The 25,859-nt window shown below is 39.7% G+C and carries 19 protein-coding genes; 14 read left to right on the plus strand and 5 right to left on the minus strand.

Annotation, left to right across the window (positions count from 1 at the left end; translation table 11 throughout):
* Positions 1-97: 97 nt before the first annotated feature.
* From yicI to J2S78_RS01980, 4 genes are all read right to left on the minus strand, one after another.
* Positions 98-2,425 carry an alpha-xylosidase gene (yicI, locus tag J2S78_RS01965; protein WP_306895730.1) on the minus strand — a complete coding sequence of 776 codons (2,328 nt, stop codon included), beginning with the start codon at positions 2,423-2,425 and terminating at the stop codon, positions 98-100.
* Positions 2,426-2,446: 21 nt separating this feature from the next.
* Positions 2,447-3,268 (minus strand): carbohydrate ABC transporter permease, encoded by an 822-nt coding sequence (locus J2S78_RS01970; RefSeq protein WP_125553845.1) that lies wholly within the window; start codon positions 3,266-3,268, stop codon positions 2,447-2,449.
* A 2-nt stretch (positions 3,269-3,270) separates the two neighbouring features.
* On the minus strand, positions 3,271-4,161 hold the full coding sequence (locus tag J2S78_RS01975) for a carbohydrate ABC transporter permease (RefSeq protein ID WP_306895731.1): 891 nt from the start codon (positions 4,159-4,161) through the stop codon (positions 3,271-3,273).
* Positions 4,162-4,271: 110 nt separating this feature from the next.
* A complete protein-coding gene (locus J2S78_RS01980; RefSeq protein WP_306895732.1) occupies positions 4,272-5,531 on the minus strand; it encodes an ABC transporter substrate-binding protein in 1,260 nt (419 codons plus the stop codon).
* Between the two features lie 209 nt (positions 5,532-5,740).
* Between J2S78_RS01980 and J2S78_RS01985 the strand changes: the two genes are divergently transcribed.
* The 13 genes from J2S78_RS01985 (at position 5,741) to lacZ (ending at position 23,674) form a co-directional block, all read left to right on the plus strand.
* Positions 5,741-6,916: an ROK family transcriptional regulator gene (locus J2S78_RS01985; protein WP_306895733.1), complete on the plus strand. Its 1,176-nt coding sequence runs from the start codon at positions 5,741-5,743 to the stop codon at positions 6,914-6,916.
* A 625-nt stretch (positions 6,917-7,541) separates the two neighbouring features.
* Positions 7,542-7,976: a MarR family winged helix-turn-helix transcriptional regulator gene (locus tag J2S78_RS01990; RefSeq protein ID WP_306895734.1), complete on the plus strand. Its 435-nt coding sequence runs from the start codon at positions 7,542-7,544 to the stop codon at positions 7,974-7,976.
* Complete coding sequence (locus J2S78_RS01995) at positions 7,973-8,380, plus strand: rhodanese-like domain-containing protein (RefSeq protein ID WP_306895735.1); 408 nt, start codon at positions 7,973-7,975, stop codon at positions 8,378-8,380. Before J2S78_RS01990 ends, J2S78_RS01995 begins: the two co-directional genes overlap by 4 nt.
* A 337-nt stretch (positions 8,381-8,717) precedes the next feature.
* Positions 8,718-9,008, plus strand: a complete 291-nt coding sequence (locus J2S78_RS02000) for a YhdT family protein (protein WP_306895736.1) — start codon at positions 8,718-8,720, stop codon at positions 9,006-9,008.
* Positions 9,005-10,444, plus strand: a complete 1,440-nt coding sequence (panF, locus tag J2S78_RS02005; RefSeq protein ID WP_306895737.1) for a sodium/pantothenate symporter — start codon at positions 9,005-9,007, stop codon at positions 10,442-10,444. The genes J2S78_RS02000 and panF overlap by 4 nt, the downstream gene beginning before the upstream one ends.
* 200 nt (positions 10,445-10,644) lie before the next feature.
* Entirely contained in the window at positions 10,645-11,097 is a 453-nt protein-coding gene (locus J2S78_RS02010) for a DUF2188 domain-containing protein (RefSeq protein ID WP_306895738.1), read from the plus strand.
* Positions 11,098-11,346: 249 nt separating this feature from the next.
* The gene (locus tag J2S78_RS02015) at positions 11,347-13,404 is read left to right on the plus strand and encodes a beta-galactosidase (RefSeq protein ID WP_306896975.1); all 2,058 of its coding nucleotides are present in this window, start codon (positions 11,347-11,349) and stop codon (positions 13,402-13,404) included.
* Between the two features lie 4 nt (positions 13,405-13,408).
* Positions 13,409-15,763, plus strand: a complete 2,355-nt coding sequence (locus J2S78_RS02020; RefSeq protein ID WP_306895739.1) for a beta-galactosidase — start codon at positions 13,409-13,411, stop codon at positions 15,761-15,763.
* A 119-nt stretch (positions 15,764-15,882) separates the two neighbouring features.
* The gene (locus J2S78_RS02025) at positions 15,883-17,340 is read left to right on the plus strand and encodes an ABC transporter substrate-binding protein (protein ID WP_306895740.1); all 1,458 of its coding nucleotides are present in this window, start codon (positions 15,883-15,885) and stop codon (positions 17,338-17,340) included.
* 103 nt (positions 17,341-17,443) lie between these two features.
* The gene (locus J2S78_RS02030; RefSeq protein ID WP_306895741.1) at positions 17,444-18,457 is read left to right on the plus strand and encodes a carbohydrate ABC transporter permease; all 1,014 of its coding nucleotides are present in this window, start codon (positions 17,444-17,446) and stop codon (positions 18,455-18,457) included.
* Entirely contained in the window at positions 18,454-19,284 is an 831-nt protein-coding gene (locus J2S78_RS02035) for a carbohydrate ABC transporter permease (protein WP_306895742.1), read from the plus strand. The genes J2S78_RS02030 and J2S78_RS02035 overlap by 4 nt, the downstream gene beginning before the upstream one ends.
* Positions 19,285-19,323: 39 nt before the next feature.
* Positions 19,324-20,475, plus strand: coding sequence for a glycoside hydrolase family 53 protein (locus J2S78_RS02040; protein ID WP_306895743.1), 1,152 nt, complete (start codon positions 19,324-19,326; stop codon positions 20,473-20,475).
* 154 nt (positions 20,476-20,629) lie between these two features.
* A complete protein-coding gene (lacZ, locus tag J2S78_RS02045) occupies positions 20,630-23,674 on the plus strand; it encodes a beta-galactosidase, LacZ type (protein ID WP_306895744.1) in 3,045 nt (1,014 codons plus the stop codon).
* Between the two features lie 65 nt (positions 23,675-23,739).
* Here lacZ and J2S78_RS02050 read toward each other — a convergent pair whose 3' ends face one another.
* Positions 23,740-24,351 (minus strand): YesL family protein, encoded by a 612-nt coding sequence (locus J2S78_RS02050; RefSeq protein WP_306895747.1) that lies wholly within the window; start codon positions 24,349-24,351, stop codon positions 23,740-23,742.
* A gap of 136 nt (positions 24,352-24,487) precedes the next feature.
* Here J2S78_RS02050 and J2S78_RS02055 point away from each other — a divergent pair, with 136 nt between their 5' ends.
* Positions 24,488-25,705 carry an ROK family transcriptional regulator gene (locus J2S78_RS02055; protein ID WP_306896976.1) on the plus strand — a complete coding sequence of 406 codons (1,218 nt, stop codon included), beginning with the start codon at positions 24,488-24,490 and terminating at the stop codon, positions 25,703-25,705.
* Positions 25,706-25,859: the final 154 nt, after the last annotated feature.

Below are 25,859 nucleotides of genomic sequence, written 5' to 3' on the forward strand. Positions count from 1 at the left end.
ACTATAAAACCCCTTCCCCAAGATAAATAGTGAAAATTACTTTCATTCACCTCCTTTTGATTAGTAAAGGGCTCTAAGTACTAAAAGAAATGTGGAATTAAGATGATAATGTTACTTCTATTTTTTCTGAAAGGTTTACAGCTGAAATGTGAATACCATGATCTGTCTCTTGTGAGTTGCCGTTTGTAACTTCTTTGATAGAATGGATATTTCGTAACATGACATGCCACGGTTTTGTTACTTGAGCAGAGTCCATCGAAATAGTTATCACATTTCCTTCACGCAGAGCTTTTGCGTTTAATTTTTTTTCCCCGTCTGTATCAAAGATAGTAGTGTCTGCTTGTTCTCCATCATCTAAGGAGAATAAATGTAAGGTAACATTCTCCTCATAATGATAATCAGGTTTCTGGTCATTGTTTCCGATGGGAAGCAATGTGTTAGGACGAACAAATAGCGGTATATTCATATAGTCATAGTGTTCTGTTTTCCATCTGCTGCCCGTTACTTCACGGTTTGTCAGCAAATGTGTCCAAGTTCCGTCGGGTAGATAGAAAGTTGCTGTCCCCTCTTCGTTGAATACTGGTGCAACAAGTAATGAACCACCAAGCATATATTGTGTTTCCACCGGGTGACATGCTGGATCGTCAGGGAATTCCATCGACATAGAGCGCATGAAGGGGATACCGCTCATCGACGTTTTGCAAGCTTCTTTATAAATGTAGGGCATAAGAGTATGCTTTAATTTAACAAACTTTCGTGTCACTTTCACCGCTTCTTCATCGAATAGCCAAGGAACCCGGTAGGAGGAGCTTCCATGCAAACGACTATGTGTGGATAGGAGTCCAAATGCAGTCCAGCGTTTATATAAATCAGGAGTGGCTGTATTTTCAAACCCTCCAATGTCATGGCTCCAATATCCAAATCCGGATGAAGTGAGTGAAAGTCCGCCGCGCAAGCTTTCTCCCATAGACTCATAATCGGCAGAACAGTCGCCGCCCCAATGTACGGGGAATTGCTGTCCTCCAGCAGTTGCTGAACGGGCAAACAGAACGGCTTCCTCTTTTCCTAACTTGTCTTGTAAAAGACTGAAAACGAGCTGGTTAAACATGAACGTGTAGTAGTTATGCATCTTTAGTGGATCAGCCCCGTCGTGATAAACGACATCTGTAGGAATCCGTTCTCCAAAATCGGTTTTGAAACAATCTACACCCATGTCTATTAATCCTTCGAGTTTTTTACGATACCAGTCTCTAGCATCAGGATTAGTAAAATCTACTATCGCCTGTCCGGCTTGCCATAAATCCCACTGCCATATATCACCATTCGGCCGTTTAATGAGGTAATCATTCGCGGCTCCTTCGTCGAATAGTTTAGATTTTTGAGCAATATAAGGATTGATCCATACACATATTTTTAACCCCTTGTCTTTTAAACGTTTCAGCATGTTCTCTGGATCCGGAAAGGATTGCTTATTCCATTTAAAATTGCACCACTCGTATTCTTTCATCCAAAAGCAGTCAAAGTGAAACACACTAAGCGGTATATCTCTTTCAGCCATTCCGTCGACGAAATGGTTGACGGTATCTTCGTCGTAATCTGTTGTAAATGACGTGGTTAACCACAAACCGAAAGACCAAGCAGGGGGAAGGGCTGGTTTTCCTGTGAGATCCGTGTAATTTTTCATAACGTCTTTTGGGGAAGGGCCGTTAATAATAAAGTAATCTAAGCATTCACCTTTCACGCTAAACTGTGATTTTGAAACGATTTCTGATCCCACTTCAAACGATACATGTTCTGGATGATTGACAAATACGCCATACCCTTTGCTGGAAAAGTAAAATGGAATATTTTTATAGGATTGTTCAGTGCTGGTGCCGCCATCCTTATTCCAAATATCAACGACCTGACCATTTTTCACAAACGGTGTAAAACGTTCACCAAGTCCATAGATGTTTTCTCCTACCCCGATATTAAGCTGTTCTCTCATATAAGAAAGTCCATTACTAGATGCAATATATGCGAGACTTTGCGGATGACTGCTTGTTAGTTTTCCGTTTTCATTGTGAAAGTCTAAGCCCCAATTCTGTTTATTAATGGTTGCTTTGAGGTTGCCGCTTACAAAAGTAGTTTTCTCCTTTTTATTGTCGATAGAAATGTCCGCCTCGTTTTCTGTTAATGAAAAGAAAGGGCCTCGTTTTACCTGTCCTTTAAAATGCCAAGCTTGGACTCGGATTATATTTTCGGCAGGGGAGGAAAGCTTTATTGTTAGCAGGGGTCCATCTAATGTTGCCCCCCGATCGTTGATTTCTTTACATGGGGCATAAAACGTTACGGATTTTTGCTCTTGTTTCGTGTCATAAACGAGTTTGGGCGTATGAATGTCATATCCAACGCGTGTTAGCCAATTCCCATCAGAAAACTTCATTTATAAATCATCCTCTTTTCGTTATTTTACGGCTCCGCTAGCAAGTCCTTTCACTAAACGTTTTTGAAGCAATATGAAAATAATTAATACTGGCAGAGCTGAAATGGTTGCAAAGGCCATCAAAGAGTTCCATTCGATACCATATTGGCCGATAGCGTTGTATATTCCTGCCGTTAAAGGCCAAAGTTCTTGACTTCTGTTGAAGGTTATACTGAATATTAAGTCACCCCAAGTGAAGAAGAAGGAGACTGCGCCACATACAATAATGCTGGGCATTGCGAGTGGCATTACAATACGGACAAAAGCACTAAGCGGATTACATCCATCAATTTTTGCTGCATCCTCGAGTTCTCTTGGAATCCCAAGAAAAAAGGTTCGTAGTATAAGAACAGAAAACGGAATACCAAGCGTGGCACAAGCAAGAATAGGTCCCGCATAAGAATTCAATATTCCCATTTGATTAAACAAAATAAATAATGGAGTCAAAATAACAGTAGCAGGGAGCATTTGAGTTACTAAAAACAATAATATAAACAGTTCTTTGCCTCTGATTGAAAAACGTGCTAACCCGTACGCAGAAGGAACGGACAGCAAGAGTACGACAAGTGTAGTAAGACTGGATATGAGGAGACTATTAAAAAAGTTCTGTACAATATTGTTTTGCATGATTTCTTGATAGCTTTCGAACTGCCAATCTACTGGAAGAAAAGTTGGAGGAATTTGAAATATTTCTGATTGTGTTTTGAAAGACGTAACAATCATCCAGAAAAAAGGAAACAAAAAGACGAAGACAATGAAGATTCCGAGAATGTTCAATAGCCATTCTTTCTGTCTTTTTTTCATCTCTACATCACCTCGTCTTTCTTAATCATTCGTAAATAAATGAGACTGATAACAAACAAAATCACAAATAGTATATTTGCCGTCGCAGCTCCCATACTGAAATTAAAGTCATCGAAAGAATATCGGTAAGAAAGTGTAGAAAGGACCTCTGTAGAATTGACAGGTCCACCGCCGGTCATGACAAACACTAAATCGAAAACCTTAAATGTATAAATGAAACCAAGCATCATTACGATTAAAATAACAGGGCGAAGCAGGGGAACGGTAATGTGAAAAAATTTCTGAATGACACTGGCTCCATCCAGACTGGCACTTTCATATATATCTTCCGGGAGATTGCTTAACCCGGTAGAAAGTAATAGCATATTGAATGGAATACCAACCCATATGTTTGCCAATACGATACTCCATAACGCCATATCAGGACTAGTGAGCCACGGTAAAGGGTCATTAATAATTCCAATGGAAAGCAGCATTTGATTAAAAATCCCTTCTTCTGACCCCATCATAAAACGAAAAAGCAACGCGGAAATAGTAAGTGGAATTAACCAACTGACCATCATAATTCCTCGTAAAAAGGAAGCAAGTCGGAATTTCATACTAAAAAATAAAGCTAGTAAAAAACCGATAATGAATTGAAATACAACACTTCCAACGGTATATAACAGTGTATTTTTAACCGAAATCCAAAAAACACTGTCATGTATTAAATCAATGTAATTGGAAAAACCTAGAAAACTACCATCACCAGTGTTTAACGCTTGTAAATCAATATCTTGAAAACTGAGAATAATATTATAAATGAGCGGATAGCCGATTAAAGCTAGCATATATATGACAGCTGGAATAACGAACATATATCCTTCCCATTTACTTGCCAACTTTTTTAACATATTGAATTCTCCTTATTCATCTTGATGGCTGTGAATGAAGGGGAGGGATCAGATTAAACGGACCTGATCCTTCCCTTGGTTTACTCAGAAAATTAAATATAACGTTATATTTAATCGTCGATAACATGAGAGACTTCTTCAGCGGCATCGTTCATGGCATCCTCTGGAGATTTAGAATCAGTGAATGACTCTTGAATCGCCAATTGAACAGCTTCAGAAACATCGGGCCAATGAGGGGACGGTCCACGTGCATCCGCATATTCCATAATTGGAACAAAACTGGAGAGATACTCATCGTTTTCCCAGAAATCAGATTCATCGAGAATATCCTGACGAGGTGGGAAAACCCCTGAATCAGCAGCATAACTTTCTAACTGCTCTGGATCCATTAACCATTTCATGAACTCCCAAGCAGGATCCTCATTTGCGCCCTCCACGATAGAGAGATTTGCTCCACCGATAACGGAAGCATGCTCTTCGTCTCTTGGAATTTCCGTTACTTGCCAATTCATGTCTGGGTTATCATCTTTAATGCGTTCAATATTCCAAGACCCGTTAACCATCATGGCTAAGTCTTCGGTAGTAAATTGATTAGTAAGACCGTCTTGAGCTGTGTTAATGACATCAGAGCTCATGTGACCGTTCTCTAGGAGACCATCGAGAAAGTCTAAAGCTCGAACAGCCTGTGGAGAATCCAGATTATCATAGTCTGCCCCAGCAGAACGCAGGAAAGGATAGAACTGGAATGTTGATTCTTCGGAGCGTTCTCCTGCAATGCCAAAACCGTTTACATCACTGTTTGAAAATGCAGCGGCTACTTCTTCTAACTCATCCCACGTTTCAGGTGGTTCAGAAAAACCAGCTTCTTCTAACAAATCTTCGTTATAAAATAATCCTAAAGTATTACTCGTATAAGGAAGTCCATAATAACTGTCTTCATACATAGTGGAGTTTAGCGGTCCTTCCAGAAAATGTTCTGTTTCTCCCCATTCATCTACTTTATCCGTAATGTCAGCTAAAACTCCCTGTGATGCCAAAGCGGCATTATCAACGTGATCGATGTTTACAATGTCAGGAAGTGCATCGCCGGTTGAACCTACGGATAACTGTTGTTTGATTTGATCAAAAGGAACATATTCCGTTTTAACGACGATGTCATCTTGTGAGTTATTAAACTCATCGACCTGCTCGTAGAAAACTTCCTGACCGACACCTGTGAAATAGTCCCATATCAGTACTTCTTCCGGTTCCCCATTTGTAGTGCCCTCTTCTTGTGTTACATCATCGCTGCCTTCACCGTCACCTCCCCCGCATGCTGTGAGAGAAAAGATTAAACTGAAGCCTAAAGTCCATGTAACCTGCTTTTTCATGTAGTACACCCCTTTAAAATATATTTTCAGCCAGAAGGCTAAATAACAGATAGTTATTTGTTTATTGATTAAACTAAGTATAAATCTGTTTTGAAAACGCTGTCAACAATTAGTTTGAATATTGTGCAAATAAAGATAAACTCCTCTTCTTGAAAATGCGGAAATATGGTATTATGTTTATTGAATAAACAAAGTGTGGAGGATGTTCAATGCAAACGGGTGACCACGTACTAGTAAAGAAAATAAATAAATCAATTGTGCTGCAAACCATTCAATCAAGTAGTCCGATATCAAGAGCTCAAATTTCAAAAGAATCGGGATTAAATAAAGCAACAGTATCTGCTTTAGTAAGTGACTTGATGGAAGAGAACCTTGTCCAAGAAATCGGAACTGGTTTATCCAGTGGAGGCAGAAAGCCTGTGATGCTGTATTTTAACCAAACGGCTGGATATTCCATTGGCGTTGATCTTGGGGTTAATTACATATTAGCTGTATTGACTGATTTGCAAGGAAATATAGTGGAAAAAGTTGAAGAGCATTTGGAGGAAACGAGCACTTCTTTTGTTTTCTCTAAATTAACACAAGCCATTCATACGTTGATGGAAAAAGGAGAAGAAAGCACATATGGTGTTGTAGGTATTGGAGTAGGGGTTCCTGGAATCACGGATAAAGATGGTATGATTCTGTTCGCACCAAACTTACATTGGGAACAGGTGGACTTAAAAGGCTTTCTGGAACAAGAATATAATATTCCTGTCGTCATTGAGAACGAAGCAAAAGCAGGGGCGCACGGTGAGAAAATTTATGGGGCTGGTAAGGAAAGCTCGGACCTGATTTACATTAGTATGGGAATAGGGATAGGAGCGGGAATCATCATTAATGATAAATTATACAAAGGTGTCAGTGGCATATCCGGCGAGATGGGACACTTCACGATTGAAGCAAATGGGAAAAAATGCCGCTGCGGCAATAAAGGTTGTTGGGAATTATATAGTTCAGAAAGTGCGTTATTGGAGCAGGCTCAGTCATTGTCCTCTGTAAAAGATATGGATATTACTCTCGAATCTCTTATAGAAGAGGCGGAGAAAGGAAATACGGAAGTGATCAATCTGTTTAATCGGATTGGAGAATACGCTGGGATTGGATTAACCAACATTATAAATACATTTAATCCAGAACAGATTATTATCGGTAATCGCTTATCTAAGCTGCAAAAATGGTTAATAAATCCTATTCAACATGTGCTCGAGCAAAGATTGCTTTCGTATTATTATAATTCGTTAACGATTTCGTTTTCTCATTTTGGTATTCATTCATGTGCTCTCGGATCTGCGGCTTTCTCTGTCGAAGCTTTCTTCTCAGAAAATAAAGTGACTGTTTCCTAAATAAACTTAACGTACAAAAGGAAGAATTTTGATACCATTGTAATTAGAAGAGGAGCAGAAAGTTCACAAAAGAACGGGGCAACAAATAATAAATCATGACAGGTAAGCAATCTTTACTTTTAAAAAAGGTCATAGTTCATGGGCTGTATCTGCCACTATGGGAGGAATCTTCTTTGTCAGCTTGATTTGTCAGGTCATTATTTTAGGTGAAACTTACCTAGCAACTGTACAGTTCCTGATTTTAAGCATTATTCAATTAAGTTTGAGTGGTTATGCTTTCTTTGGTTATAGAAAAAGTCTAAATACGACTGAGGCATGGAGGTAAGATTCCTCTATAATTGGAGCTGTATCAAAAGGTACAGCTCCTTCTCTATAACAAAGAGAATTCAACCATGGGCAGAATCTGAGGCGCTGCCCGCGGCAAAGGAGACACGGTGATCCGCACAGGGAGCCGATGTCGCTCTTGTGCTCTGGAGTGAAAGCGTCCGCCTGCAGCGCATGCCCTCTTTGTTCACCAATCCCTTTTGGCTGTTAACATACTTTTGATACACCCCTTTTTATTGACTTATTTATATAATCAGTTAAACTGATTATATAAATAACTGATTAAAAGATGGTGTCTATTTTGTTCCTTCAAAAATCATATGGTTTTTTACTCGCAAAAGCAGAAGAAGAAATGGAATCACGATTTATAGAGAAACTTTCACCTTTAAAACTGAATGCCAGACAATTTGGGATTCTTCAGTACCTTGAGGAACATCCTAATTCCTCACAAAAGCAAGTAGGAGAAGTGCTACACATTGATCGAACAACCATGGTGTCTCAAATTGATTATCTGGAAAACATTCAGTGTGTTCAACGATTGAGGAATCCAAAGGACAGGAGATTCTTTGGGTTAACAACAACAGAGCAAGGTCGAGAAAAGTTAAAAGTTGGACGTAGCTATCTTGAAAAAACTGAATTGGCTGTCCTTGCAGGTCTTACAGATAAGGAGCAGAGAGAGTTAAAGTCCATTTTATTAAAAGTGTGGGCAACCATACAGAAGGGAGAAAAAGAATGAATCGACTTGATTATTTTAAAGCAAGGTTGGAAGCAAATATGAGTCCGATGGAATACCGCAAGGCTAAAAAAGAACATCCCGAGAATTATGTGCTGGTTGATGTCAGAGTAGGGCCTGTTACAGTCAGGAAAGAGGTATTAGAAGGTGCGACGGTTATACCTTTAAACGAATTGCAAGACAGAATGCCGGAACTTCCCAAGGAGAAAACCATTGTTCTGTATTGTTGGGACACTTGGTGTACCCTTGCTTCCAAAGCTGCTGTCTTGTTGCTTGAAAATGGATTTGATGCAAAGGAACTATACGGAGGGTTGGCAGCTTGGAAAACACTCGACTTCCCGACGTTAGGATTATCAGAAGTAGCCTCATCTTCCAATGGGGGTAGTGGTGTGGACTGTAAATGTTAGAATACTCTATTCTTATTTACCGCATCAAGATTCTGAAATTTTGGTTGAGTAAACCCTTAGATTAAAACGACTTTATTGTTATATTTATAAGTACGAAGAATTTTCGTATCAAAAATGAAACAACTCATTTTAACCCCGATCTCAAAGTAGAACGGGGTTATACGTGTTCAAGGTATTAATATTAAAACATCTTTATTGTCATTTTACATAGGTTACATTTATATGGACAGAAAAGATAAGGTCATATACACTTGGTTTCAAATATTTACTTAACATTGGCGGAATACAAGGTAGTGAACCTTTACTTATTTGTCATACCATAGGAAGGAGGGGTTGCATGACAGGACATAAAGAAAAATTTGATCCTCGATTTAAAATAGCACATAGAGAAGCGAGAATTGGTGTTGGATTGGTATTATTTAATTTTTTATGGTGGTTCGGGTTTGCCTATGGTCTTGGTTCTAAACCCGTAGAGGAATACAGTTATGTACTTGGCATGCCGGCATGGTTTTTTTATAGCTGTGCGGTAGGATCATTTGTCATGATAGGATTAGTAATTTTTGTTGTAAAAACGTTTTTTAAAGAAGTGGACTTAGAAGAAGATGAAGAGGAGGAGAACCCCTCATGAATTGGGAAGTCGTTATACCCTTGCTGTTCTTTCTATTATCTATTTTTATTATAGGGTTTTGGGCCACCCGTCATATAGCAGCAAAAAATGATTTCCTGCAGGAATATTTTTTAGGAAGTCGTGAACTGGGTGGCTTGATTCTTGCGATGACGATGGTTGCTACATATGGAAGTGCAAGTAGTTTTGTTGGTGGCCCAGGTGCAGCCTATAGTCAAGGGCTAGGTTGGGTATTATTATCGATGTCACAAGTAGCAACAGGCTATTTTGTTTTAATGATTTTAGGGAAAAAATTTGCGATAAAAGCAAGGCAATACAAAGCAGTTACTCTCGTCGATTATTTGAAGGGAAGATACGATAACAGTAAAGTCGTCGTTTTGTTAAGTGCGATTAGTATTATTATCTTCTTATTTTCGGCGATGGCTGCGCAATGGGTTGGGGGTGCCCGTTTAATAGAATCTCTAACCGGATTGTCGTACACATCGGCACTCTTTATTTTTGCTGTTTCGGTCATTGTATATGTTATTATCGGCGGATTCCGAGCTGTAGCAGTGACGGATGCTCTGCAAGGGATTGTTATGTTTTTTGGGACGTTGATTATTTTAATTGGAACCATTGTCGCAGGCGGCGGAATGGAAAACATTATGACGGATCTGATGAATGAAAACCCGAATCTCGTTAGTCCATTCGGGCATGATGGCAGTTTAACCCCGCGTTATGTGTCCTCTTTTTGGATTTTAGTCGGTGTTGGAGTCATTGGACTTCCGCAAGTGGCGGTGCGAGCGATGTCCTATAAGAGTGCAAAAGGAATGCATCGAGCTCTTATCATCGGCACTATCGTGGTGGCCTTTATGATGTTTGGGATGCATCTTGTTGGTGTGATGGCGCGTCCGATTCTACCAGGCATCGAAGTGGCGGACACAGTAATGCCGAGTATTGCAATGGAAGTATTACCAGCCTGGCTTGCCGGCATCGTACTAGCAGCGCCAATGGCAGCCATCATGTCGACAGTGGATTCATTGCTGTTATTAGTTAGTTCGACCGTTGTAAAGGATGTCTATTTGAATTATGTGAATCCTGATGCAACAAAGAAAAAAGTGAAGACCATCAGTTTTGGGGTTACGGCAGTTCTTGGAATTTCCGTTTTTGCGATGTCGTTAAGTCCGCCTGATCTGCTGATTTGGCTGAATCTATTTGCGTTTGGAGGACTGGAGTCAGCGTTTATCTGGCCGGTTGTGCTAGGTTTGTATTGGTCCAAAGGGAACAAATACGGAGCCATTACTTCTATCGTGGTAGGAGTAGGAGCTTACAGTATCATTCATAATATCTGGCCGGAACCGTTTGGTATGCACACGGTAACGTTACCCGTCCTGCTTTCGTTTATAGGATATATTATCGCAAGCCTATTAACTCAAGATGAAAATAAGATAGAACATTAAAGCCATGGGGATGAATTAAACAAACGTTTGATTGAAGAAGTTTTCTATTGTACTAGTTACAGTCAGGTAGAGATAATTTTGACAGTTTGTTCAAAATGGGAAAAAGGGAACGACTAGACTCGATTCATTTGTGATTCATAGAGCCTTAAAGTGGGTAGAATGATAGTAAACGCAAATGGAATGGAAAGGAGGAAGCATTCATGCCTTGGACGATGAATGACTACCCGTCTTCCCTGAAAAATTTTGATAAACCGATACGGAAAAAAGCGATTGATATTGCAAACGCAATGCTAGATGAAGGATACGAAGAAGGACAAGCGATTCCGATTGCGATAGAACAGGCAAAAGAATGGTATGATACCGCAACCGATGAAGAAATAGAAGAATTATTAAAAGAGATTGACCCGACAGAGCGCTCAGAAGAAGGAAAGCAATATGACAGCCGCCCAGAATTGTTGGATCGAGCTGAATTGGTGGTTTCTCATGAAGATGGCTGGGCCGTTCAAGCACGTGGAGCAAAGAAGCCAGATGAGGTGTTTGAAGACAAATCAAAAGCTATACAACGAGCAAAAGAAATAGCAGAGAACAAAGGAACAGAAGCCATTATTTATACAAAAGAAGGAGAGGAACAAACACGTCATTCGTATGAATAAAGAAACATTTAGAAAGAGAAGAGAATATAGAAGTTATTGAATTAGATGATAACAATAATTGGGATATTTGGATTGAACATCTATTATAATTTTCTTTTAAAAGATAGAAAACTTTTTCAAAGGGTTTTCTATTTTTTAATGCAGGATATGTAAAAATAAGATAGAATATAAAAACATAAGCAATCGCTTTCAATTTAATTAGTTAATTAAATTTATTAACTAAAACAAAAATAGGGAAAGGTGATTATGATGAGTAAAACGTTTAAACCGATAAGTGAACGAATTCCTCGAATGCTGCACGGGGCAGACTATAACCCGGAACAATGGCATACATATCCTGATATTTTCAAAGAAGATATACGTCTAATGAAAGAAGCAAATTGTAATGTGATGTCTATCGGTATTTTTTCTTGGGCAGCGATTGAACCAGAAGAAGGTGTTTTTCAATTCGAATGGCTCGATCATGTGCTAGATACGTTTGCAGAAAACGGAATTTTTGCATTTTTGGCTACACCAAGCGGGGCAAGGCCGGCTTGGATGTCTGAAAAATATTCTGAAGTTTTGAGGGTAGAATCCAATCGTGTTCGCAATTTGCATGGTTTGCGTCACAATCATTGTTTCACGTCTCCCGTTTATCGAGAAAAAGTGACAACGATGAATACGAAGTTAGCAGAACGATATGCTCATCACCCGGCAGTGATAGGCTGGCATATTTCTAATGAGTATGGTGGAGAATGTCATTGCGATTATTGTCAGGAAGCTTTTCGAAAGTGGGTGAAAAATAAATATCAAACGTTGGAGAACCTTAATCATGCTTGGTGGACCACATTTTGGAGTCATACGATGACGAGTTGGTCGCAAGTAGAATCTCCTGCCCCGCACGGAGAATCGATGGTTCACGGTTTGAACTTAGATTGGAAACGATTCGTTACCGATCAAACGATAGATTTTTATAAACATGAAATAGCGCCATTGAAAGAGAAAAATCCAAAATTGCCTGCAACAACTAATTTTATGGAAGCGTTTGAAGGGTTGAATTACGCTAAATTTGCGGATGTTCTCGACTTTATTTGTTGGGATTCCTATCCTACATGGCACGAATATAACGATGATAGTGACTTAGCTGCCTGGGTAGGAATGAATCATGATTGGTTCCGTTCAATGAAAAACGGCAAACCGTTTTTCTTAATGGAAAGCACGCCAAGCACGACTAACTGGCAACCAATGAGTAAGCTGAAAAAACCGGGAGTTCATGAGTTGTCATCCATTCAAGCGGTGGCCCACGGCTCTGATTCTGTTCAATATTTTCAATGGCGAAAAAGTCGTGGTTCCAGTGAAAAATTTCACGGAGCCGTCGTTGATCATGCCGGACATGAAAATACTCGTGTTTTTCAAGAAGTAAAGCAGTTAGGAGAAACGTTGAAAAAACTTCATGAAATTCCGGGAACATCCGTTGACCCAGAGGTTGCCGTCATTTTTGATACAGAAAACCGTTGGGCGGTAAAGGATGCACAAGGACCTAGAAATATGGGATTGAAGTATGAGGAAACAGTGAAATCTCATTACAAAGCTTTTTGGGAACAAGGTATACCAGTGGATGTCATTGATATGGACAGAGATATTTCAAGCTATAAACTCGTCGTTGCCCCTATGCTTTATATGGTGAGGCCAGGTGTTGGGGAAAAACTAGAGCAGTTTGTTAAAAGCGGAGGGACGCTTGTTGCTACGTATTGGTCTGGAATCGTTGATGAAAACGATTTATGCTTTCTAGGTGGATTTCCGGGACCGTTGCGCAAGACTTTTGGTATTTGGTCAGAAGAAATAGACGGTCTATATGAGAACGAAACAAACGGAATGAACATAGAGAGCAACGTTATTGATATGCAGTCTCATTATGAAGTGATTGAATTATGTGATCTTATCCATCTAGAAGGAGCACAAGCTTTAGCGTCTTATACGGAAGATTTTTATGCGGGGCGTCCGGCACTGACGGTGAACCAATTCGGTGAAGGAAGAGCTTATTATATTGCAGCAAGAACACGTGAACCTTTTTACACTGATTTTTATAAAAGTGTAACAAAAGAAGCGGGCGTTGCAAGAGTGATAGAATCAGAACTTCCTCACGGTGTAACGGCCCAGTTAAGAGGGGATGGAAAAAACGAGTACGTCTTTCTTTCCAATTTCAGCGCAGAAGAGAAGAAAGTCGACCTCTCTAATGAAACACTTACAAATATCATTCATCAAGAAGCACTATCTGATCAACTTACACTTCCTGCTTATGGAGTCACTGTTATGAAACGAGGGTAGCAATATGAGAGAGCACCACGTACGTTTAATGGATACAGTGAAGCATATTTATCCTGTTGACACACCACTTGGGGGAACAAATCCTAAAGGAGATCAATTAAGTTTCAGTAATTATTACATGGAAAAGAACGGGTATCCTTCCTTCACAATAAGCGGCGAGTTTCATTTCAGCAGATACGACCATCGCTTTTGGGAAGATGAAATTATAAAAATGAAACTTGGCGGTATTACAGTGATTCCAACCTATATATTTTGGAATCACCATGAAGAAATCGAAGGTGTTTTTGAATGGAAACAGAACAAAAATCTAACTAAATTTGTTGAGTTGTGTGGCAAGCATGGATTGTATGTGATACTTAGAATTGGTCCTTTTAATCACGGGGAAGCGCGAAACGGGGGAATGCCGGATTGGTTGTTTGGCAGGCCGTTTGAGCTCCGTTCTAATGACGAAAGCTATTTATCATTTGTATCAAAGTACTTTCAGGAGATTGGTAAGCAAATTCAAGGACTCTGTTTTAAAGATGGAGGACCGATTATTGGTACGCAACTCGAAAATGAATTTCAGCATGCCGCTGCACCTTGGGAGATGACGACGGGAACGAGTAATTCCTGGATGCCAGGAGGCCGTGATGGTGATGCTCATATAAAAAAGTTAAAACATCTAGCTATACAAACAGGCATTGATACGCCGATTTATACTGCTACAGCTTGGGGAGGGGCTGCTGCACCAACTGATTCTGTTCTGCCGTTATGGGGCGGGTATGCGTATTGGCCGTGGATTTTTTACGGCGATGTAGAGGAGCATCCCGCTACACCAAGTTTCATTTTCAGAGATTACCATAATAATGACGTGCCAGAAACGTTTGATTTCGAGCCAAATTATCAACCAGAAAGTCTGCCTTTTGCTTGTGCGGAAATGGGCGGAGGCATGACGGTTTTTTACAATTACCGTTTCACGCTGCCGCATGAAAGCGTGGATGCACTCAGTGCTATAAAAGTAGCAGGTGGCTGTAATTTTGTCGGGTATTATGTGTTCCACGGGGGTTCCAATCCTACTGGTAAAAAAACACCGTTCTTAAATGAAACAGCGACACCGAAGATTTCTTATGATTATCAAGCCCCTATTGGTGAATTTGGACAAATAAGGAAATCCTATAAAAGGTTGAAACGTCAGCATTATTTTTATAAGGATGTTGAGAAGACGTTTGCTAAAACGAAAACGATGCTGCCAGATAATAGGAATGATTTAGATCCGCATGATGTGGATACGTTGAGATATGCGATTCGAATAACAGACCATTCAGGGTTTGTTTTTATTAATAATTTTCAAGACCATGTGGAGAATAAAGATCAAAATGATTTTTTCTTTTCATTGGAGTTTGACGAGGAGACAGTTCGTATTCCAGAGACAGGAAGCTTGACGTTGGAGAGAAAAGAAAATTGTATTCTGCCTTTTCATATGGAATTTAGCGGGTGTCATCTTCGGTATGCTACCACGCAGTTAATCACTACGATGGAGCACAATGGGGAAGACTATTATTTTTTCTTCATCCCAAAAGGAATGCATGGGGAATATTGCTTTGATAGCAATTCAATAAATTCCGTCGAAGTAGATAACGGTAAGGTAACAGGCGATGATACAAAATCATTTGTATACGTGGATCAGGCAACTAGCCTTATAACCCTCCAGTTAGAAAACGGGGAACGTGTATATATATCTACATGGACAGAAGAGGATAGCTTGCATTTATGGAAGGTTCATATAAAAGGAAAAGATAGAATTCTTCGCACAGAAGATACGGTTCTTGTCGATAACGAAAGTAATCTAAGACTTGAATATGAAAAGAAAGAACTGCATTCACTCGAGATATTTCCGGCGTTTCAACAAGAAATATATGTTGATGGAGATAAATTATTACCGGTGAAAACGGAATCGAATATGTTTCAGAAGTATTGGATAGAAAAGGAACGGTCTGAGGTACATGTTAATTGGAGCAAAGTCGACGAGGACAAAGCAGTGCTTGACTTTTCACCGAGTATTTTTAAGAATGCGAAAGAATTATTATTAAAGATTGATTATGTGGGAGATGTCGGTTACGCGTTCATAGATGGAGAATTAATTCACGACAACTTTTGTAATAATGATACGTGGGAAATCGGGTTAAAACGATTCGAAGATAGGTTATTAGAAAAGGGAATGTATGTCTATATATCCCCGTTAAAAGAAGGAGTGACAGTGAAAACTGACTCTCCAATGGCTGCCAGATTAGAAACAGCCGAAAACACAATAGCTGTTGTAAACTCTATAAAAGTCGTTCCTATCTATGAATCTACTATTTCATTAGATGAAGAAGAATAATCACATTTTATTAGCTAAAATAACATTGACAAAATTCGAAAAAATAAGTAATATTATGACAACGATTTCATAGTTAATTAATTTAATTAAATAAAACTTACATTTAGGGGGAGTTATTTTTGAAAAAAACGTTGTGGTTGTTGACAATCATACTTACATTCGGCTTGGTGATTTCTGCTTGTGCTAATCCAGAGGATGGCGGCGATAGCAGTGTGGATGGTGATGAAGCATCAGAGGAAGATGGTGTTGTTACACTAGATTTATGGAACCGTTATCCTGAATTGAGAGCGCCTTTTGATAGACTCATAGAAGGTTTTGAAGAAGAACATCCAGATATAAAGATTAATAAACAGGATTTACCGTTGGAATCTCACGAAGCACAATTTCAAACGGCGTTATCTGATAATTCACTGCCTGATTTATTTACTACAGCTGCGGATTTACAGGAGCTTGTTGAAGTAGATGCAGTGAAGGATTTAGATGAAGTATTTACCGATGAAGTAAGAGGTGAGTTCGTAGAAGGTACATGGTGGGAAAATGGTACAACGTTAGATGGAACAGCGTATGTATTTCCGTTTGTTTCTCCGAAAAGCGGCGCGATGGTAATGTATTATAACTTAGATGTCCTAGAACAGTATGGCTTATCTGAAGATGACATTCCACAAACGTGGGAAGAATTTATTGAAGTCGGGAACACGATTTATGAAGAATCAGGCGAGTCCATTTATCCATTAGCTTGGAATAATGAAGCTTGGTCAAATGACTCTCTTGTGAATATGATGGGAACTGCAATTTCACCAAACACACCTTGGAGATTTGATTACACAGAAGGGCAACCGAGCATTTCGACAGAAGGTAAAGTGGAATCGGCAGAATACCTGAAACAATTGCAACAAGAGAATATTATGGATCCTACAAGTACAGAGGTTAGTACGATAGATGCGGAAGCAAATTTCGCCGCTGGAAATAACGCATTTTGGTTCAGTGGGAACTGGACAGGGACACAATTATACAACGATCATGGCTTCGAAAATTGGGGAGTAGCTGAACTTCCTACCAAAGATGGTGAACCTTATTATTATCCAGCTGCTAGACAGGCCGATGGTCTTCAAGTAAGTAACAACACAGAACATTGGGAAGAGGTTAAAGTCTTTTTGGAGTATGCCTTAGATAATCTTCATGAAGAGTTATATGTAAAATCTGGTACTGGTGTTCCAGCGAAAAAGGACGTAGGTGGAGAACCTCCTTATGATCAATATAATGATATCGTTGCTTTAATGGAAGAACTGGCTATACCGGTTCCAAAACCAGCACAAGATAACTTAAATACTGTTGAATTTGAAAGAAGCTATAATGACAGCTTAGGATTTGCAGGAATTGGTGACCCGGTTGTCGGGTACTTGGCTGGGGCTGTGGACGATATTGAAGCTGAAATAGAAGAATTGGACGAACAAGCGCAAGGCACATTTGAAACAACGTTAGAAGAATACCCGGATGTTTCAAGCGATGATTATAAATTCCCTAACTGGGAGCCATTCACTCCTTATACCCTGGATGATTATGAAGAATTAGATTAAAACCATACGCTGGGGCACAACATTCTATAGCTTGAAATATTCAGCCGCTATAGAATTTGTGCCCCTTTCTATTAAATGATGTTGGAGAAGGAGTCAAGAAATAATGTCTATAAATCCAAAACAATCGGATGCCTTTAAAGAAATATCTGATAAAAAAGCATCTAAAGTAAAAATGAGTGGGCGGGCAAAAAAGAGAGCAATATGGGCATATATATTTCTTTTACCCCAAGTTGTGTTCTTTTTTGTTTTATCTGCTTATCCGATTATAATGAGTTACGTTTATTCCTTTTATAATTGGTCTGGAATTGGTCCGCTTAATGATTTCATCGGGTTTGGGAACTATAAACAATTGCTAAGTCACCCTCGATTTTGGCAGGCTTTTGAGAATTCTGTTTATTATATTATCGGAACGACCTCTATTGGTGTCGGGGTTGCATTAATACTTGCTATTGTCTTAAATGATGCAAGACTAAAAGGGAAAGGAATCTACCGCACGATTTATTTCTTACCTGTCGTTACGACAACAGCCATCGTTGGTATTATTATGAATAGTATTTTCGGGATTAACGGGCTGGTTAATGAAATTCTTACAACATTTAACCTTACAAATGCTCCTATTCCATGGCTGACTGACGGTGCTTTGGCCCTTTTAGTACTTATTATTGTTGGTGCTTGGAAGGGATTAGGGGTAAATATGGTATATTGGCTGGCTGGTTTACAATCTATTCCAAACGAATTGTATGAATCAGCACAATTAGATGGGGCTGGTTTTTGGCAGACATTGCGGCACATTACGCTACCCCTTTTAAAACCAATGCTTGCGGTTATTGTGTTGCTTTCCTTAGTAACCGGAATCAATGCTTTTGATTTAGTAAAAACATTAACAAACGGTGGACCATATTACCAAACAGAAACACTTGACTTGTTTATTTATAACTATGCTTTTTCTAGTGAACATGCAGGTGGAAATACAAGAATGGGATATGCTTCTGCTACAGGTGTTCTTTTAGGGATTTTCACCTTCGTCATAAGTTTAATATATGGAATGTTGTCTTTCCGTAAAGAAATAAAAACCTTTCTGGAAAACCGTAAGCGAAAGCGGGGCGAAGAATCATGATATCGAGCAAAAGTGCACGTCTAGTTATACATTTTTGTTTAATTATATTCGGGTTGATCTGGATTTATCCGTTTGTATGGATGGTACTCTCTTCTTTGAAAACGAATACAGAGTTTTTGACGAGTGGAATCAACCCGATTCCTGAGGATCCGCAATGGAGCAATTATACCAACGCTTGGGAAAATGCAAACTTTGCTGGTTATTTTGGAAATACGGTTATCTTTACGCTGGCAACTGTATGTATTGTCATTATTTTAAGTGCTTTAACTGGGTATGCTTTAGGCAGAATTCAGTTCCCGGGTAAAAAAGCAGTAATGATTATCGTTGTCGCCATTATGTTTATCCCGAAAGGATACACCGTGATTCCTTTATATAAAATTGTCAGTGATTTAGGGTTATCAAACTCTCTGTTAGGGGTTATTGTGGCCGAAGCCTCCGGGGCCCATGTTTTATTTATTTTAATGTTTGCTTCTTTCTTTGCAAATATACCAAAAGAATTGGAAGAGGCGGCTGAAATTGATGGTTCTGGATTTTTAAGAACATTTTTCCGTATTATGCTTCCGTTAAGTGCTCCAATCGTTGCAACTACAGCAATTATGCAGTTTATATGGACCTGGAGTTCGTTCCTGATTCCATTAGTACTAACGGTGAATAGGCCGGAGTTAAGAACGTTGGCTGTTGGGATGCAGAACTTTGTTGGGACGTATACGGCTGATTATGCAGGTATGGCAGCAGCGGCAACCATCTCTTTGTTACCTGTAATGATTATTTTCATTATTATGCAGCGTTATTTTATCGAAGGGGTAGCAGGCGCAGTGAAAAACTAAGGAATGAGCTGAACAAAATAAATGATAGGGGGAGAACGAATGAAGAAGATAAGTCTTATATTTATGACATTCATACTCTCAAGTACTGTTTTGTGGAATGCAGGAGGAAATGTTGCTGCTGCAAGTCAATCATCTGCTGATCGTTTTATTAAAGGTGCTGATATTTCTAGTTTAGCTGCTGTAGAAGATAACGGCGGACAATTTTATGATAGAAGCGGAAAACTCACAGATCCCGTTGATGTTTTGGATAACCATGGAGCGAACTACATTCGGTTAAGGCTTTGGAATAATCCTGAAGAGATGGATGGCTACAACGATGTAGAAGATACGATTTCGCTTGCAAAACGAGCAAAGGAAAGAGACATGAAGGTGCTGCTAGATTTTCACTATTCGGACTTTTGGGCGGATCCAGGACGACAAGATAAGCCGGCAGCATGGAGTGATTTATCGTCCGAAGAATTAGTGGAAGAAGTATATACCTACTCTAAGGAAGTCATTGAAAAGATGAAAGAAGAAAATGTTGCTCCAGATATGGTTCAAATTGGAAATGAGATTCAAAATGGAGTTCTTTGGCCGGACGGAGCGTTGTCAGGAGAAGATGCAGGAGGATTTGATCAACTTGCAGATGTGCTCAAAGCTGGCATTGAAGGAGTTCATGATGGGGCGTCTCATGATGATACAGAAATTATGCTGCATTTAGCAGATGGCGGGGATAATGACATGTACCAGTGGTTTTTTGATGAAATCACAGATAGAAACGTGGCGTTTGATGTTATCGGCCTTTCCTATTATCCATATTGGCACGGTACGATAGAGGAATTAAAACATAATTTAAATGATATAAGTAATAGATATGATAAAGATGTTGCTGTAGCGGAGACGTCTTATGGATACACAGATCGTGAAGGAGACGGATGGGAAAATATTTTCACAAAGCAGGAAGCAGAGATTGCGGGCTATCCAATAAGCATACAAGGACAGGCGAAGTCTTTTAGAGATGTGATGAAGGCTGTTCGAGACGTTCCGAATGACAGAGGCAGAGGTGTCTTTTATTGGGAGCCGATATGGATTCCTGTAGAAGGAGCTGGATGGAGAAGTGGGGAAGGAAACGCCTGGGAGAATCAGGCGATGTTTGATTTTGAAGGAAGAGCTTTACCTTCTTTGAATGTCTTTCGAATGTATGGTAACTAGCGATACTAAAACATTAGGACTGGATTTCAAAAACTCTGGCGTCAGCTGGGGTTTTGTTCGCCTTACTACTTGGTCGAAAAAACTATTTATAAGCGAACGAGCGTCGAATACAAAACAGAGATAGGACATTATTCATTTGAAAAAGGAGGATCACATGAAACATGATTGGGAAAATCCACTAGTACTGCAAAAGAACAGGTTACCGGAGCATTCAACATTTTTTTCTTATTCATCAAAGGAAGAAGCACTAGCTGATGGAAGGGGTACGAATATAAAAACATTGAATGGCAGATGGAAGTTTTATTACGGGTCTACTCCTTTTCGAGTTCCAGAACAATTTTTTTCTATTTCGTTTAAAGATGAAGATTGGAGTGATATACCAGTTCCGTCCAATTGGCAAATGCATGGATATGGAAGACCGCATTACACAAACGTTCCATACCCGTTTCCTGTTGATCCTCCTAATGTACCGTCCGAAAATCCAACGGGATGTTATCGAAGAACGTTTTATATCTCTGATGATTGGCTAATGTCAACGGTTATTCTTAGATTTGAAGGAGTCGATAGTGCGTTTCGTGTCTGGATTAATGGGATAGAAGTAGGCTACAGTCAGGGAAGCAGAGTGGGGAGCGAGTTCAATATTACCAACTATTTGGTTCAACAAAAAAATCAAATAGCAGTCCAAGTGTATCAGTGGTCAGATGGAAGTTATATTGAAGACCAGGATATGTGGTGGTTAAGCGGTATTTTCCGTGATGTTTTTCTCATGGCAAAACCGAAAACACATATTCGCGACGTATTTGTGAAAACAACGTTAGATGAACATTATAGAGACGCTATGTTGATGGTGGAAACAGACATAGAAGGAAAGAATGCTAATCATTTAGAAGCAACGTTGTTGGATGCGGATGGAAAAACGGTGGCGCAAGAATCCTTCTCAAGCAACGAAACACTATCCATTCCTGTTCATAATCCGTCGAAATGGTCTGCGGAGTATCCGTATTTGTATACTCTTTTACTCGAACATACAGATGAATTCGGGGAGACGACAGAATGGATTTCCCAAAACGTAGGATTTCGTTCGGTTGAATTAAAAAATGGTTTGTTTCTTCTAAATGGAAAGCCGATAAAATTAAAAGGCGTGAATCGACACGACCACCATCCAGAATTGGGAAGAGCTGTTCCTTTGGAGTGGATGGAAGCTGATGTAAAGTTAATGAAACAACATAATATTAATGCTGTCCGGACCGCTCATTACCCAAATGATCCGCGATTTTATGATCTTTGTGATAAATACGGACTCTATGTCATAGATGAAGCAGACCTTGAATGTCATGGATTTACTGTTATCGATGATTGGGATCAACTCAGCCAAAATCCTGACTGGAAAGAAGCTTATTTAGATCGAATGGAACGGATGGTGGAACGGGATAAAAATCACCCATCGATTATTATGTGGTCTCTTGGAAATGAATCCGGATTTGGCGAAAACCATACGGCGATGGCGAACTGGGTGAAGAACCGTGATCCTGGTAGATTAGTACACTATGAAGGAGAAGCCCGCTTACTAATGGGGGAAAAAGGACATGAAAATAGTCCTCCAAGGGATCCTGAAGCATCCGATGTCCACACGACGATGTATACATCGATTGATACGATGGAGCATCTCGGTACAAGAACAGACTTACAAAAACCACATATTCTTTGTGAATATGCCCATGCCATGGGGAATGGGCCGGGAAACCTAAAAGAGTATTGGGACACCTTTTACCGATATGATAGACTGCAGGGCGGTTTTGTATGGGAATGGTTAGATCATGGTATTTTACGTTACACAGATGACGGGGAAGCATACTACGCGTATGGCGGTGACTTTGGAGAGTATCCGCATGATTCCAATTTTGTCATTGACGGTTTGGTTATGCCCGATCGAACTCCATCTCCAGCATTACTAGAATACAAAAAAGTGATTCAACCTTTAAAAGTGGAAGCTCTTGATGTAAAACAAGGTCGTTTTCAGGTTGCAAATGTATATGATTTCATAGATAGTGGTCATCTTCATGCCTCATGGACAGTGGAACAGGGTGGAAAGACGATAGAGAGCGGAACATTGCCTTTGTCGAGCATATCCCCCCAATCCACTACAGAAATTATTGTCCCATGGAGTGACAATCAATGGGAAGAAGATTCTTATGTAACGTTTCAGTTTACATTAGCTCAAGCTACGCGTTGGGCGGACGCAGGATTTGAAATAGCATGGGAACAATGTAAGCTTCCTACCTACAACCAAGTTGACAGAGTCCGTGGAATACACACTTTTCTTGAAACGCAAGAAACAAACGAGTATTACATGATAACCGGTGAAGACTTCCGTGTTTTGTTTACAAAAAATGGTCAGTTAGAGACATGGGAATATCATGGAGAACAGTTGCTAGAACGGGGACCTTCTCTACATTTTTGGCGGGCTCCGATTGATAATGATATATGGGCACAACCGAAATGGAAATCAAAACCTTCTTTTCAAGAGTGGAAGGACGCGAAACTTCAAGCATTACAGAGCCGAGTGAACAATGTGCAGCTGGAGGAAAAAGAAGAGAAAATTGTGATTTTAATTGAAAAATCATTGGCGCCTCCTAGTCTTGACTGGAATTTTCAAGTACGCCAAACGTATGAAGTGTATGCAGATGGTGCCATAGAGTGCAGAAGTTGGATTGTTCCGAAGGGGGATTATCCAGAAACATTGCCTCGTGTCGGTATGCAGCTTGAACTGTCCAATCACTTAAAAAAGGCAGAATGGTTTGGGAAGGGACCTGGAGAAGCTTATATAGATAGTAAAGAAGGTGTGAGGTACGGGAAGTGGAAAAAGGAAATACGTAATCTATCCACTCCATATGTTTTTCCTCAAGAAAATGGCAATCGTCATGACGTATCGTGGGTGAAACTATATAGTCAACAGGAAACAGGAATAAAGGTGACTGGCGATACAACGTTTGACTTTAGCGCTCATTACTATGATACACAAGATTTAGAACGTGCGCAGCATACGTATGATTTACCTGAACATGAACGAGTAACATTAACCCTTGACCACAAGCATCATGGGTTAGGTTCGGCAAGTTGCGGGCCGGACGTTCTCGATATGTATAAATTAAAGACGACTTCGTATGAATTTATGATGCGCTTTGAACCATTGATGTAATAAAAAAATCAGGCAACGGTCGAGATGTTGCCTGATTTCTACCAATATTTCTATGCGCTTTGTAATTAATTTGCTGTTATCTTTTTATCGATCTTTTCAAAAGCAGTATAAGCAAATCTCATTATTAATAGACTTAGAAAGCTTCCGGAAAAGAATACTAGAATAACGGGGAATACCACTGTTGCGTACCAAACGACTCCAACGCTTAATACAATATAAAAGGTATGCAGGGGATAAGAGGCTCCTACAATAAACGAGTATTTGATATAATCGATAGTCTTGAAATCATAATGGGCCAAAACAGGAAATAAAAAAGACACCAGCATGAGGTACAATACGGCAGTAGTGATAAATAAAATAGACATGGCGGTACCAATAGCTCCTTGCATATTAAGGAAATAAAAGTAATCGACATATAAGATAATACCAATGATTAAAACAATCGATCCGAGTAAATTGGAACGAGAAAATTCCTTCTTGTATGCCGACCAAAATGTTGAGAATATAGGTTTATCATGCTCTCCTCTCACCCAGTCGCGAACGATTGTAAACATAGCGGTGGTAGAGGGGAAGATACCAGCAGCGACAAGACCAACGAAAGTAAATAAAATCCATAAGAGATTCAAGTGAGCTAGACGCATAATCCAATGACTTATTTTATATAGACCTGATTCCATAAGTAATAATAGTCTCCTTTGTATCGATTAACCATGTAAATTATAACATAAAATGAGCAATAATAGATGTGTGTTAATTAATTTAATTTATTTATGGTATGATGGGGAAAATTCTCGGTTGGGGGAAATGATTATGATACAAACAGGAAGTTTTCAATGGATGAAATCATTGAATAAATCTATTATTTTAAACCAAATACGGACTAGTGGTCCGATATCTAGAGCACAAATCGCAAAAGATACAAAATTAACTCCTCCAACGGTGAGCAGTATTGTGAAGGAGTTGATCGAACAAGGGTTAGTGAAAGAGAGTAATCTCGGAACATCCCAAGGCGGCCGTAAACCAACGATGTTGGTTATCAACAGTAAAGAATTTTATATTATTGGAATTGATGCGGGTCCTAAGGAAATGGAGATGATTCTTTCCGACTTATCGGGGCAAATCATTTATGAAACGTCTTACCCGATTACGACCTCTATTTCTGAAGTAGAATTTATGAATATGCTTAAAAAAGGGATTGAAGAATTTCTGGAAACATATGCACATTTACAAAAGAAAGTGATCGGTATCGGGGTTGCGATGCACGGGGTGATTGATGTTGAATCTGGAACCTCTTTGTTTGCACCGAACATGAATTTACGCAATATTCCTATCAAACAAGAGCTAGAAGACACGTTTTCCTATGTAGTGAAGGTTGAAAATGATGCGCGGGCCATGGCTCTTGGAGAAGCATGGTTCGGAGATAGCGAAACATCTAAAAGTATGATGGCTGTTAATATGGGGCGCGGTATTGGGGCCGGTATGGTGATTGATGGAAAATTATATCATGGGGAGTACGATACAGCTGGAGAAATTGGACATATGACCCTCGATATTCACGGAAAGAAGTGCCAGTGTGGTAACCATGGCTGCCTTCAAACCGTGGCGTCAGGACCGGCTATTGCGGAAAAAGTAAAAGAATCCGTCGAATCGGGAGAGAAAAGCATTATAACAGACATGGCAGATGATGACATTTCCCGTATCAATGGGGAGCTGGTTTATCAAGCCGCACTAGAGAATGATTATGTGTGTCGGACAATCCTTGAGGAAACGGGTGTGTATATCGGTGTTGGTTTAACAAATCTCATTCACGTCATGAATCCAGGTAAAATTGTCATAGGGGGCGGCGTTGCGAAAGCGGAAAAGTTTATATTATCACCTATTAAGACGACGATTGCCGAAAAAGCACTGACGAAAAAAGCGAAGCAAACCCAAGTGGTAATTTCCGATTTGGGGGAACGCGCAACCTCGTTAGGAGCTGTTTCGCTTCTGTTAGTTGAATTATTTGACCCCCAAGTGGCAACGACCAAATAAAATCTGACTTTATGGACTAGTTTACTAGACAAACGAAGACTGATACCAGCCAAACAGCGGAATTTACTTGCCAAAGAAGCAAGAATACTGTCCAAATTACTCCTAGAGTCATTATCTGGAATGCGTTATACTGAAAAGCACACGTTAATGGTCA

It is taken from the genome of Salibacterium salarium (genome assembly GCF_030813635.1).
Taxonomy (GTDB): domain Bacteria; phylum Bacillota; class Bacilli; order Bacillales; family Marinococcaceae; genus Salibacterium; species Salibacterium salarium.